Origin of the sequence: Paractinoplanes hotanensis (assembly GCF_023717965.1) — a bacterium.
Taxonomy (GTDB): domain Bacteria; phylum Actinomycetota; class Actinomycetes; order Mycobacteriales; family Micromonosporaceae; genus Actinoplanes; species Actinoplanes polyasparticus.
In genome coordinates this window covers 1-12310 of record NZ_JAMQOL010000039.1, presented here as the reverse complement: position 1 = coordinate 12310, position 12310 = coordinate 1, and the positions used below count along the sequence as shown (strand labels likewise).

11 protein-coding genes and 1 pseudogene are annotated in these 12310 nt (G+C 71.6%); 7 read left to right on the top strand and 5 right to left on the bottom strand.

The annotated features are described in order from the left end of the window. Positions 1-260 precede the first annotated feature (260 nt). On the top strand, positions 261-512 hold the full coding sequence (locus tag LXN57_RS27295) for a hypothetical protein (protein WP_251801085.1): 252 nt from the start codon (positions 261-263) through the stop codon (positions 510-512). A gap of 30 nt (positions 513-542) precedes the next feature. Here the strand turns inward: LXN57_RS27295 and LXN57_RS27290 are convergent, their stop codons facing one another. The 3 genes and pseudogenes from LXN57_RS27290 to hisI all read right to left on the bottom strand — a co-directional run. Beyond that, positions 543-1088: a Trp biosynthesis-associated membrane protein gene (locus tag LXN57_RS27290; RefSeq protein ID WP_251801084.1), complete on the bottom strand. Its 546-nt coding sequence runs from the start codon at positions 1086-1088 to the stop codon at positions 543-545. Next, positions 1085-2617 (bottom strand): anthranilate synthase component I, encoded by a 1533-nt coding sequence (locus LXN57_RS27285; RefSeq protein WP_251801083.1) that lies wholly within the window; start codon positions 2615-2617, stop codon positions 1085-1087. Before LXN57_RS27285 ends, LXN57_RS27290 begins: the two co-directional genes overlap by 4 nt. Positions 2618-2709: 92 nt before the next feature. Continuing rightward, positions 2710-3063, bottom strand: a pseudogene (hisI, locus tag LXN57_RS27280) (phosphoribosyl-AMP cyclohydrolase); the annotation flags it as partial. 2292 nt (positions 3064-5355) lie between these two features. On the opposite strand from hisI, the gene LXN57_RS27275 reads away from it, so the two are divergent. From LXN57_RS27275 to LXN57_RS27260, 4 genes are all read left to right on the top strand, one after another. After that, positions 5356-6855: a hypothetical protein gene (locus tag LXN57_RS27275; protein ID WP_251801082.1), complete on the top strand. Its 1500-nt coding sequence runs from the start codon at positions 5356-5358 to the stop codon at positions 6853-6855. A 111-nt stretch (positions 6856-6966) separates the two neighbouring features. Further along, entirely contained in the window at positions 6967-7689 is a 723-nt protein-coding gene (locus LXN57_RS27270) for an ABC transporter ATP-binding protein (RefSeq protein WP_251801081.1), read from the top strand. Between the two features lie 46 nt (positions 7690-7735). Beyond that, a complete protein-coding gene (locus LXN57_RS27265; RefSeq protein ID WP_251801080.1) occupies positions 7736-8473 on the top strand; it encodes an ABC transporter permease in 738 nt (245 codons plus the stop codon). Between the two features lie 10 nt (positions 8474-8483). Continuing rightward, the gene (locus tag LXN57_RS27260; RefSeq protein ID WP_251801079.1) at positions 8484-9095 is read left to right on the top strand and encodes a TetR/AcrR family transcriptional regulator; all 612 of its coding nucleotides are present in this window, start codon (positions 8484-8486) and stop codon (positions 9093-9095) included. On the opposite strand, the gene LXN57_RS27255 is transcribed toward LXN57_RS27260, so the two are convergent. After that, the gene (locus LXN57_RS27255; protein WP_251801078.1) at positions 9082-9687 is read right to left on the bottom strand and encodes a TetR/AcrR family transcriptional regulator; all 606 of its coding nucleotides are present in this window, start codon (positions 9685-9687) and stop codon (positions 9082-9084) included. The two genes, LXN57_RS27260 and LXN57_RS27255, sit on opposite strands and share 14 nt — an antisense overlap. A gap of 109 nt (positions 9688-9796) precedes the next feature. Between LXN57_RS27255 and LXN57_RS27250 the strand changes: the two genes are divergently transcribed. After that, positions 9797-10564, top strand: coding sequence for an SDR family NAD(P)-dependent oxidoreductase (locus LXN57_RS27250; RefSeq protein ID WP_251801077.1), 768 nt, complete (start codon positions 9797-9799; stop codon positions 10562-10564). A gap of 21 nt (positions 10565-10585) precedes the next feature. Here the strand turns inward: LXN57_RS27250 and LXN57_RS27245 are convergent, their stop codons facing one another. Further along, on the bottom strand, positions 10586-11311 hold the full coding sequence (locus tag LXN57_RS27245; RefSeq protein WP_251801076.1) for a DUF2470 domain-containing protein: 726 nt from the start codon (positions 11309-11311) through the stop codon (positions 10586-10588). 92 nt (positions 11312-11403) lie between these two features. Between LXN57_RS27245 and rpsD the strand changes: the two genes are divergently transcribed. Beyond that, positions 11404-12012 (top strand): 30S ribosomal protein S4, encoded by a 609-nt coding sequence (gene rpsD / locus LXN57_RS27240; protein WP_251801075.1) that lies wholly within the window; start codon positions 11404-11406, stop codon positions 12010-12012. The last annotated feature ends 298 nt before the right edge of the window (positions 12013-12310 follow it).

Sequence of the window (12310 nt, the reverse complement as noted above, 5' to 3'; positions counted from 1 at the left end):
GCCCGGGGTATGGCGCGCCTCACCAGGTGGCCTGGGGCATAATGCCGCCTGCCCGGGTGCGCGCTGTCTCTTCTGTCACAGCAGCCCCAGGCCCTTCGGCTCGTTGTGCAGGGGCACCTCATCTGATCGGTGGACCCCCACCGCGCGTAAACGCGACCGTCACTCACCGGAAATACGGACCGTTCATGATGAGTCCCAGGCAGACTGGTCGAGGCGTCACGCACGCCGGCCAGCCCAGAGCGATCGATGTGGAGTTTCCCGTGGCCGCCATCCGGACCGCTCCGACCGAGCCCGTCGGATTCGCGAATGTCTCCCGCGCCCTCGTCTCCGCCGCCGCCGACCTCGTCACCGGTGTGCAGCGCCGGGTGGTGGGCGACGACAAGGTACGCACCGCCCGCGACAACGCCTGGGCGGCGACTCTGGAGAATCGTGCCCAGCACGAGGCCCAGGCCGAACTGACCCGCGAGGTCGCCGCCCTGGTCGCCCGCCGCAGCCTGGTGCGGGCCCGCTAGCCGGTCGGATCGTCTAGTCGGTCGGATCGTCTAGTCGGTCGGATCGTCGCCGCGGTCCAGCGAGTCCCAGGCCGCGCGGTTGTCGACCGGCTTGGTGTTGACGCCGGCGGGCGCTTCGGCCGGCGGCGGGGGATTCCGGTCGTACCGGGCCGACATGCGCGGCCACAGATGTCCCTGACGCGCGGCCGTGAGCCCGCCCAGCGCGATGATCGCGCCGCCGAAGGCGCAGGCCACCGGCCAGACGACGCCGCCCGCACCCGCCTCACGGGTGTCGAGACCGGTGCGGCCGGCGATCGCGGCGACAGCCACCCCGCCGCCCACCAGCACGAGCAGGCCCCCCAGGCCGCGGCGCAGCCAGCCGTGCGTGGCCAGCAACGCTCCCGTGCCGGCCAGACCGACCAGCGCCAGGCCGATCAGCCACGGCGCGATGTCGGCGCCGGTCGCGACCGTCCGCAGATCGGACAGACCCGGCCGCGGGGTCACCCGCACGGACCAGGTGCGGGTGGCGCCGTACGCCGCCAGGCCGGCCCCGGCCAGACAGGCCAGCACGGACAAGAGGTACGAACGGCGGCTCATCGGGCGGCGCGCAGGGTCTCCGCCGAGGCGATCGCAGCCAGGACAGCCGCCGCCTTGTTGCGGGTCTCCTGCTCCTCGGCCGCCGGGTCGGAGTCGGCCACGATGCCCGCCCCGGCGCCCACGTAGGCGACGCCGTCCTTGAGCAGGGCGGTGCGGATCGCGATGGCCATGTCCATGTCGCCCGCGAAACCGAAGTAGCCGACCGTGCCGCCGTAGAGGCCACGGCGGGTCGGCTCGAGTCCCTCGATGATCTCCATGGCGCGTACCTTCGGCGCACCCGACAACGTGCCCGCCGGGAACGTCGCCGCCAGCGCGTCGAACGCCGAACGGTCGTCGCGCAGCTCGCCGGTCACCGTCGACACGATGTGCATGACATGGCTGTAGCGCTCGATGCGGGCGAACTCGGGCACCTCGACCGACCCGGCCCGGCACACCCGGCCCAGGTCGTTGCGGCCCAGGTCGACCAGCATGACGTGCTCGGAACGTTCCTTCGGGTCGGCCAGCAGCTCGGCCGCCAGGGCGTTGTCCTGCTCCGGGGTGGCGCCGCGCCAGCGGGTGCCGGCGATCGGGTGCAGCAGGGCGCGGCGGGTGCCCCCCTCGTCGGCGCTGACCTTCAGGTGCGCCTCGGGCGAGGACCCGACGATGTCGAAATCGTCGAATCGCAGGAGATACATGTACGGGCTGGGGTTCGTCGCCCGCAGCACACGGTAGACGTCGAGCGGGTCGGCGTCGGTGGGCCGCTCGAAACGCTGCGCGACGACGATCTGGAAACACTCGCCGGCCCGGATCGCCTCCTTGGCCTCGTCCACCGCCTTCTGATATTCGCCCGGCGCCGTACGGCTCACCGGCTCGCCGGCCCTCCGGCGCTCCACCATGGAGATCATCGGTGGCGTGGGCCGCGACAACGCCGTGGTCATCGCGTCCAGCCGGCCGACCGCGTTGTGATACGCGGCCAGCTTGGCCCGCTCGTCGGCGTCCTCGGCCAGCACCGCGTTGGCGACCAGGATCGCCGAACCGTCGTAGTGGTCGAGCACGACCAGGTCGGTGGCGAGCATCATGCCCAGCTCGGGCAGGGCCAGATCGTCGGTGGCCGACTGCGGGAGGCGCTCGAAACGGCGTACGAGGTCATAGCTGAGATAGCCGACCATGCCGCCGGTCAGCGGGGGCAGATCGTCCGGGGCCGGGCCGTCGGCGAGCGCGGCCACAGTCTCACGCAGCGCCACCACGGGGTCGCCGCCGAGCGGCACGCCCGCGGGCGGCGCGCCCAGCCAGTGCGCCTCGCCGTCCCGCTCGACCAGCGTGGCCGCGCTGCGCACCCCGACGAACGAATACCGCGACCAGGCCGCCCCGGACGGGCCCGCGCCCTGCTCGGCCGACTCGAGCAGGAAGGTGCCCGGGCCGCCGGCCAGCTTCGTGTAGACGCCGACCGGGGTCTCGCCGTCTGCGAGCAGCCGCCGGGTGACCGGCACGACCCGGCGGCGCTGTCGCAGGAACTCCGCCTCGTCCGGGAAGACGGCGCCGCTGGTCACGACTGCTCCACGTTTCTCGCCGGGGGCAGCTCGCCGTCTTTTGCCAGGGGCAGTTCGTCGCCCTTTGCCAGGGGTGGCTCGCCGTCTTTTGCCAGGGGCAGCTCGTCGAAGAAGCAGGTGTGCTCGCCGGTGTGGCAGGCGGCGCCGGTCTGATCGACGGTGACCAGCAGAGCGTCGCCGTCGCAGTCGAGGGCGACGCCGCGCACGTGCTGGTGGTGACCGGAGGTCGCGCCCTTCACCCAGTACTCCTGCCGGCTGCGCGACCAATAGGTCGCGCGCCCGGTGGTCAGCGTGCGGTGCAACGCCTCGTCGTCCATCCAGGCCAGCATCAGCACGTCGCCGCTGTCGTGCTCCCGCACGATCGCCGCGACAAGCCCCTCGGGGGTGCGCTTGAGCCGGGCCGCGATGGCCGGATCCAATTCGGTCTTGACTGCCACGCGATCAATTCTCCCCCATCGCCCGAAGTCACCCGAGTCCGCCCGACGCCCCGGCCCGGGCGGGTCGCACGCTGCGAACCCGGCCCCCTGGCGATCCGGGCTTGCCGTTTACGTCCCCCGAGCCGTCCCGCCCGGCCGACGACACCCGAGCCCGTCCCGCCCGGCCGACGACACCCGAGCCCGTCCCGCCCGGCCGACAACGCCCCCAGCTCGTCCCGCCCGGCCGACAACGCCGACCGGAGATCCGTATCGGGAGCAGCCGCCGTCTACACCCCAAACCCAGCCCACCCACCCGGGATGGCGGGACTCTACGACCTTTCCTCGGTTGGCGGAGTCGGTTATCCACAGCCGTGAGCCTGTCCTGTGCGCACGGCGGAGTGGTCCTGTGCGCAGGCGGCGCGCTGGCCACGGGCGCAGGCAGCGTGGTAGCCCTGTGCGCAGGCTGCGGGGCGGTCCGCGGAAGGCCCACGATCCGGGCACGGGTAGTGCCGTTGGACCGGCTGTTCGGTACCGTCGTCGTGCGTTGCACCCAGCCAGGGGTGCTCATGACCGCCTCCCGAGAGGGTTCCCGCAGCTCAGAAGAGCGGGTGGCGGAGCCGCAGCGACGGGAGTCTCAAACCGATGGAGCCGACGTCCAACCCCGACAACGCTCGGTCGACGCGGGGGATGGCCCGATTCTGGCCGGTGAGCCGCGACGGCGAAGGCGACACGGAGGCGTCCGATTCGTCCGCGATGCCGGGCACACTTTCGGGTGAAACCGAGATGGTGGCGCTGGGCTCGCGGCGTAATTCGGACGGGCTCGGCGTGGAGGGCCCGGTCAGCGGGCCGCCCGGCATCAGCCGGCCAACGACGGTGGAGAGCGGGCCCGTCGGGCCACGGCTGCCGTTCGCGGCGGGAACTTATGGTCAAAGCAGCCCTTCAGCGGCGTACGAGTTCGGTGGACCCGCTTCCGGCGGCCCGCAACCAACCGGCGGCACGGGACCGGCGAACGGTTCGACCGGAGGGCTCGCACCACTCGGCGGACCTGATGGCGGCACCAGCTCGGCTCGCGGCAACGATCGGTTCGGCGCCGACAGCGGGCAGGGCTCCGACAGCCCGTTCAGCAGTAGTGACCCCGGGCGGAGCGGTGATCGCCCGGGCGCCGACCAGCCGTTCGGCGACGACGGGCCGCTCGGCAGCGACGATTCCGGCCGCGGTGACGTCCGGCGTGGCGCCGATGGTTCGCTCGGTTCCGACGACCCGCTGAGCTCCGACGGCCCGATCGGGGGCAACGATGCGGCTCGCGGCGGGGATCCGCTCGGCTCGCGTGGTCTCAACGGGGCGTTCGGAGGCAATGGCTCGGCTCGGAGTGGCGGGCGTAGCCCGTTCGGCGAGTTCGGGTCGCGCGGCACGTGGGACGGGTTCGGGCCGACCAGTGAGCACAGCACTCTCGGCGAGAACACCTCCGGCCGCGGGAACGCCGGTGGTAGCGGCTCGCCCGATCGGAACGGCTCGGACAACGAGCGAAGCCCGTTCGGCGCCGGTGGCGCCTTCGGTGTGCCGCAGCAGGTCACCGGCGCGCATGCGCCCGGCCCGGTCAGCGGGGCGCCCAGTTCCGTGAGCGGGCCACCCGCGTCCTGGAACAGGCCGTCCGGGCCGGTGAGCGGGCTTCCCTCCTCCGGAAGCAGGACATCCGAACCCGCGAGCACGCCACCCGAAGCCTCCACCAGGCGATCCGGACCCGCGAACACGCCACCCGAAGCCGCGACGAGGCGATCCGGACCCGTGAGCACGCCACCCGAAGCCGCGAGCACGCCAGCGGAAGCTTCGAGCACGCCACCCGAAGCCTCCACCAGGGGAATTGAGGCCGGAAGCACGCCACCCGAAGCCTCAAGCTGGCCAGCCGAAGCCGCGAGCACGCCGCCCGAAGCGTCGAGCAGGCGGCCCGAAACCGGGAACACGCCGACGGAGGCCTCGCGCTGGCCAGCCGAAACCGGGAACACGCCGCCCGAAGCGTCGAGCAGGGGGTTCGAAGCCGGAAGCACCCCGTCATCGGAAGCCTCGAGCTGGCCGTCTGACGTATCGAGCAGGCGGCCCGAGGCCTCGACCAGGCGGCCCGAAACCGGGAACACACCGCCCGAAGCCTCAAGCTGGCCGTCCAAAGCCGGAAGCACGCCGCCCGAAGCGGAAAGCAGGTCGTTCGAAGCCGTGGACGGGCCGTCCTCGCCCGTGAGCGGCGTGCCGACGCCGGCCGGTGCGGCGCCGGGGCCGCTCAGTGCACCTCCGGGGCAGGTCAGTGGACCGCCGGCGGTTCACGGGTCGGTGGACCGCGATTCTGATCACTCCCCCGCTTCTGAGAACGGTGGCGGGGAACGGGCGGCCGTAGAGTCCGGGCTGGGCAATCCCTGGGACCGCGAGTTCGGGGGCTTCGGGCTGGGCGGGCGCAACAGCCGGTTCCTGTTCGGCGGGCGCAACACGGCCGAGCCACGGCCCGGCCTCAACGGGCACGGGCACGGCGAGGTCAACGGCCGATCCGCAGGTCCGGATCTGCCGGGCGCCGGGCACAGCGAACTGAACGGCCGGTCCGTGGGCTCGGATCTGCCGGGCACCGGGCACGGCGAACCGAACGGCCGGTCTACGGGCTCGGATCTGCTGGGCAACGGCCAGCCCGCGGGGCCAGACCTGCCGGGCACCGGGCACGGCGAGGTCAACGGCCGGGCCGCAAGTCCGGGCCGGCCGGGCGCCGACAACGGGGAGGGGCCCGGGCAACGGGAACCGCGAGACGAGAACGGGCGTGATGACATGAACGGACGGGCCGGATTCTCCGGTGTTCCGACCTCCGGCGCCGGACCGGCGGCGCCGATCTCCGGACCGGGCACCGGAACCGACGACCGGCCCAGCCGTCGCGAGACCGGCGAGCCCACCGGCCGCCGGGCCGCTCCGGGTCTCGGGGCCGACGACGCGGTGCGCACGGCCTTCGGGGCTCCGGAAGCTGACGCGCCGACCGGTCGGCGCACCTTCGGAGGCGACGAGGAGGCCGCGGGGCGCCGCAGCATTCCCGAGGACGACCCGCGCCGGGCCGCCGCCGGGTGGGCCTCGGTGCCGACCTCGACTCATCCGATCGTCGGGCCGACCTCGGCCCCGCCGGTCTCGGCCCCGCCGTCCTCGGGTGCGCCGGTTTCCGGTGCGCCGATCTCGAGTGCGCCGGCCTCGGCATCGCCCGTGTCCGGCGGGCCGGTCTTCGGCGCCACGTTCGGCCAGCCCCCGTCGTACACCCCCGCCCTGCCTGATCCGGCGGCCGGGCCGGTGTCGGGCGTTCCGGCGCCTCGGGCCGCGGCCACCATCCCGGTGCCGGTGGCCAAGCCGCAGCCTCAGCAGGCCGACGAGAAGCCCTCGGTCAGCATCAGCTTCGGCGACGTGCCGGGCGACGAGACGGACAAGCGCCGATCGGCCAGCCTCGAGGACGCCGAGCCGGTGCGCCGCGGCCGCCGGGCTGCCCCGGACGGGCCGGAGGCCGACGACGCCCCGCTGCGCCCGGGCGATGTCGCGGCCGGTCACATCGCGTTCTGGGACGACGACGCGGTCCGCCACTTCCGGGCGGCCTGGCACGAGGTCAAGGCCGAGTTCGTCGACGATCCCGAGACGGCTTTGACCCGGGCCCACGATCTGCTCACGGACGCGGTGAACGAGCTCACCGAGGCGTTGCTGGCCGAGCGCGACGAACTGGACCCGTTGCGCGGCACCGGCACGCCCGACACCGAGAGCATGCGGATGGCGATGCGCGGCTACCGGGAGTTCCTGGACCGGATCCTGGCCCTCTGAGCCGGTAGAGAAGAACCCCCGTACCCGTACGAAAGGGTCGGGGGTCTTTTTCTGCCCAATGAATTCATCTACCGTTGAATTCATTGCTCGATGAATTTACTGGAGGATGCGATGGACAACGCGATAGAAGTGCGCACCCTCGTCGTGGAGCGCGGCAAGAGGACGGTGCTGGACGGCATCTCGTGCGACGTCCCGGCCGGCAGCGTGACGGGCCTGCTCGGCCCCAGCGGCAGCGGCAAGACCACCCTGATCCGGGCGATCGTCGGCGTCCAGATCGTCCGGTCGGGAACGGTGACGGTGCTCGGCCGTCCCGCGGGCAGCGCTCCCCTGCGGCGCGAGCTGGGCTATGTCACTCAGGCCCCGAGCGTGTACGCCGACCTCTCCGTACGAGAGAACGCCCGTTACTTCGCCGCCCTGCGCGGCCTCGGGTCCGGCGAAGCCGACCGCGCGATCACCGACGTGGGCCTGGCCGACGCGCGCAACCAACTGGTGGGCAACCTTTCCGGCGGCCAGCGCAGCCGGGCGTCGCTGGCCTGTGCGCTCATCGGCGACCCGAAACTGCTGGTGCTCGACGAGCCGACCGTCGGACAGGACCCGGTGCTGCGGGCCGACCTGTGGACGCGCTTCCACGAGCTGGCCGCGGCCGGCACCACGCTGCTGGTCTCGAGCCATGTGATGGACGAGGCCGGCCGTTGCGACCGCCTGCTGCTCGTCCGCGAAGGCAGGCTGATCGGCGACGACACCCCGGCCGCCATCCGCGCGCGGTCCGGCACCGACGACCTCGAGGAAGCCTTCCTACGGCTGATCCGCCAGCTCGACGAGGTGGCGGCGTGAGCGAAGCAACTGCAGGACCACGAGCGCACGCCACAGGAGGAACAGCATGAGCCTGCACATCACTCTGGCCACCGCCGGGCGCATCCTGCGACAGCTGCGGCACGACCGGCGTACGGTCGCGCTGCTCCTGGTCGTGCCGGCGCTCCTGCTGACGCTGCTCTATTTCATGTACGACGGGTCGGGCGCGACGTTCGACCGGATCGCCCTGATCATGCTCGGCATCTTCCCGTTCGTGATCATGTTTCTGGTGACCAGCATCGCCATGCTCCGCGAGCGCACCTCCGGCACCCTGGAGCGGCTGCTCACCACCCCGCTCGGCAAGCTCGACCTGCTGTTCGGCTACGGCCTCGCGTTCGGTCTGGCGGCCGCGCTGCAGGGGGCGGTCGCCACCGGGGCCGCGTACTGGCTGCTCGGTCTGCAGACGACCGGGAACGCCGGACTGGTCGTGCTCATCGCGGTCGTCAACGCCGTGCTCGGGGTGGCGCTCGGCCTGTTCTGCAGCGCTTTCGCCCGTACGGAATTCCAGGCCGTACAGTTTCTCCCGGTGGTCGTGGTGCCGCAGATCCTGCTGTGCGGGTTGTTCGTGCCGCGCGAGCAGATGGTCGGCTGGCTCGAGGGCATCAGCAACGCGTTGCCGCTGACCTACGCGGTCGAGGCGCTCGTCCAGGTGGGCATCTCGGCCGACGCGACTGCCACGATGTGGCGCGACCTGGTGATCGTGGCCGGGGCGACGGTGATAGCGCTCGTGCTCGCCGCCGCAACCCTGCGGCGGCGCACCCCCTGAGGAGTTCGGATTGGTCAGGCGCAGCGGGCGGCGTCCCGGCAACCAGGACACTCGTACGTCCATCCTGGAGGCCGCCCGGGCGAGCTTCGCCGAGAAGGGGTACGACAAGGCCTCGATCCGCGCCATCGCCGGTGACGCCGGCGTCGATCCGGCGCTGGTGCACCACTACTTCGGCACCAAGGAGAAGCTCTTCCTGGCCGTGATGAACGCGCCGATCAACCCCGGCGAGCTGATCCCCCAGGCTCTGGAGGGTCCGCGCGAGCACGCCGGCGAGCGGCTGATCCGGCTCGCGATCGGCGTGTGGGACTCGCCCGCGGGCACGGCGGCGCTGGCCGTCTTCCGCTCGGCGCTGAGCAACGAGTGGACGGCTCGCCTGCTGCGCGAGTTCGTGGTGACCCAGATCCTGCGCCGCGCGGTCGGCGAGATCATCGAGGACCAGGCCGAGGCCCCGATGCGTACGGCGCTGGTAGCCACGCAGGTGGCGGGCACGATGGTGGCCCGCTACGTCCTCAAGATCGAGCCGCTGGCGAGCGCCGACGTCGACACCATCGCGGCGGCCGTCGGCCCCAACATCCAGCGCTTCCTGACCGAGCCGATGCCCGAGGTCTTCAAGCAGTCGTAGCGGGCCAGGCGGCCATGGCCAGATCCGCGGTGTCGGTGAGTTCCGCCGCGGTGGCGCCGTCCCGGGCCCGCTGGGACATGCCGTGCATGACAGTGGTGAAGTACGCGGCCAGCTTCCGGGGGTCGGCGGTCGCCGGGATCTCGCCCTCGTCCCGGGCGGTCGTGAGGCGCTTCTCGAACGTGTCGACGCTGGCGTTGCGCAGGTCGCGCATGTAGATGGCGACGTCGACATCGGCTGCGGCCGCGCTGCAGAGCAGGTTGCCGGCCGGCGTCTCGGGGTCGGTGTACATCGTCGCCGCATCGAACAGGATGCGGTGAAACGCGGCGAAGGCCGTGGCCTCCCTCGCCATGGCGGCCCAGATGAACTCGCCGGCCGGGGAGCGGCCGTAGGCCTCGATGACCTCGTTGAACAAGGCCCTCTTGTCGCCGAACGCCGCGTAGAGGCTGCCGGGCCGGATGCCCATCGCCTCGGTGAGGTCGTGGATCGAGGTCGCCTCGTAGCCGTTCTGCCAGAACAGGCGCGTGGCGGCGGCCAGCGCGGCTGCCCGGTCGAAGGTCGGCGGCCGGCCGCGCCGCACTTCCGGTGTGCTCATCCACCCATTCTAGAGCGATCGCTCAAGAGTAGGTGGACTACTTTTTGGACGATCACTCAAGAAGTGTGTACGTTCCCTGTTGAGCGATCATTCAACAAAGGAGCGGGACATGTCGGGAGCACTGCAGAACAAAGTGGCCGTCGTCACCGGCGGCAGCCACGGGATCGGCCGGGCGACCGTCGAGCGGTTCGCCCGCGACGGGGCGACCGTCGCCGTCGGCTACGGCCACGACGAGGCGGCGGCCAACGACACGGTCGAGCGCATCCACAAGGACGGCGGACGCGCCTTCGCCGTGCACACCGAGCTGGGCACACCCGGCGACGCCGCTCGCTTCTGGGCGACCTTCGACGAGGCGGGCCGGGAGCTTGTGCCCCACGGGAAGATCGACATTCTCGTCCACAACGCCGCCCGGGGACATTTCGGCCGGCTGGCCGACCTCGGAGAGGACGACTTCGACCAGGTGATGGCCGTGAACCTGAAGGCGCCGTTCTTCATCACGAAGCTCGCGCTGACGCGACTGCGCGACGGCGGCCGGATCATCAACATCTCCAGCACCGCGGCCCGGGTCGGAAGCCCGGACCTGCTGGCGTACGGCGTCAGCAAGGCGGCGCTGAACTGGTTCAACTACGACATGGCGATTGATCTGGGCCCGCGCGGGATCACCGTCAACGCGGTGTCCCCCGGCATCGTCATGACCCGGAACAGTCAGTACCTGGTCGACAGTCCGGAACTCGCGGAACAGCAGGCGGCGCGCGTCGCCCTCGGCCGGCTCGGCGAGGTGGACGACGTGGTCGGCATCATCGCCTTCCTCGCCTCCGACGAGGGACGCTGGGTGACCGGCCAGGTCATCGACGCCTCGGGCGGCACCGCGCTCTGAGCGCGGCCCGCCCGCGGGAACTCAGTCGGTGCAGCGGTGGCAGAGCACCGGGTGCAGCAGGTGGGCCAGGTCATGACGGTCGGTCACCGGGCGCGGGAAGGCGAGGCGGGCCAGCTTGTCGTCGAGTCGGACCATGAATCCGTACCGGTCCATGCGGACGACACGGGGCTCGGCGACCGGCTGGAACGTCTTGCCGAGCTGGCGGCGCACATAGGCGCTCATCTCGGCCTCGTGGTGGTCGAGCAGGTCGGCGATCAGGTCGAACTCGATGCGGCAGAGCGGGTCGGGCGTCGACTCGGCGAACTCGTCGACGTCGACGTCGTGCAGGTTCTCGTTGCGCTCGTAACGCACCTCGGCGACGTCCATGCGGTGCAGCACCTGGCCCTCGCCGACGTCGAGCAGGTCGCCCGAGGCGTCGACCTCGGCGTAGTCGAGCGCCGCGGCCCGGGCCTCGTCGCCCTCGAGCACGGTGGCCCAGCCCGAGATCCACACGCGGCCGAGCGCGGGCGAGCCGGCCATCGGCGGCACGTCCGAGATGTCGAGCACCATCGCGGTGTCGTCGGCGCCCTCCTGGGGGCGAAGGGCGGCGGCGAACGCGCCGTCGCTGGGCGAGAGCAGAAGCACCCGGCCGTTCGCGTCCGTGACGTGCCGCACGGGGAGCGGCCCCGGGCGGCAGGCGACGTGCGCGACGCCGGGGAGGTGACCGGCGGCGAGCGTACGCGCGATCTCGGCGTGGGTGGGCTGCATGGTGACGACCTCCGGGCCTACGTTAGGCTTGCCTTAGTTAGGTGAGGCTAACCGTAACACCGGCCTCAAGCGCACGTTGACTCGGAGACTTCATGAACAACTCCCGACCCAAGGCCAAGCTCTCCCGGGCGCTCGGCATCCCGCTGACGCCGAAGTGCGTGAAGTACTTCGAGAAGCGGCCGTTCCCGCCGGGTGTGCACGGACGTTCCCGCCGCAAGGCCTCGGACTACCAGGTCCGGCTGCTCGAGAAGCAGCGCCTGCGGCACCAGTACAACATCAGCGAATCCCAGATGCGGCGGGCGTACGACGACGCCCACCGCGCCGAGGGCAAGACCGGCGAGACGATGGTCACCCTGCTCGAGCGCCGCCTCGACGCCACCGTGGTGCGCGCGGGTCTGGCCCGCACCATCTACCAGGCGCGCCAGCTCGTCGTGCACGGGCACTTCACGGTCGACGGCAAGAAGGTCGACCGGCCGGCCTACCGGCTCAAGCCGGGTCAGGTTGTTGAGGTGCGCGTGAGCAGCCGGCAGAAGCCGCCGTTCCAGATCGCGGCTACGGGGGCTCATTTGGATGGGCCTACTGCGCCTTACCTCTCGACTGTGCTGGAGGAGCTGCGTACTACCGTGATTCGGGTGCCGGAGCGGTCCGAGATTCGCGTTACTTGTGATGAGCAGCTCGTGGTGGAGTTTTACGCGCGCTAGATCTGGGTGGGCTGGTTTCCCGGGCCGGATCTGGGTGGGCTGGGTTTCCCGGGGCCAGATCTGGGTGGGCCGGTTTTCCCGCGCCGGATCTGGGTGGGCCGGTTCTGCGTGGTGGTGCCGTGGCGTGACTGGCCCCGCTGTGCTTATGGCGTCGCTTCGCGCCGCGGCGATCGCCCCTTTGGCGCTGGTGAGGAGGCAGGCGATTTTCCGCCGTCGCAAACCCCTCGACTTTCGCAGTTATGCGGCGGCTAGTGCCCATGCCTGCTGGACTTGGCGGATTTCTGCGGGGGTGGGCTGA

Coding starts and splice junctions, on each gene's coding strand:
- LXN57_RS27250 (WP_251801077.1), top strand. CDS start 9,797: ATGTCGGGAGCACTGCAGAACAAAGTGGCCGTCGTCACCGGCGGCAGC.
- LXN57_RS27270 (WP_251801081.1), top strand. CDS start 6,967: ATGGACAACGCGATAGAAGTGCGCACCCTCGTCGTGGAGCGCGGCAAG.
- LXN57_RS27245 (WP_251801076.1), bottom strand. CDS start 11,311: ATGCAGCCCACCCACGCCGAGATCGCGCGTACGCTCGCCGCCGGTCAC.
- LXN57_RS27290 (WP_251801084.1), bottom strand. CDS start 1,088: ATGAGCCGCCGTTCGTACCTCTTGTCCGTGCTGGCCTGTCTGGCCGGG.
- LXN57_RS27255 (WP_251801078.1), bottom strand. CDS start 9,687: ATGAGCACACCGGAAGTGCGGCGCGGCCGGCCGCCGACCTTCGACCGG.
- rpsD (WP_251801075.1), top strand. CDS start 11,404: ATGAACAACTCCCGACCCAAGGCCAAGCTCTCCCGGGCGCTCGGCATC.
- LXN57_RS27265 (WP_251801080.1), top strand. CDS start 7,736: ATGAGCCTGCACATCACTCTGGCCACCGCCGGGCGCATCCTGCGACAG.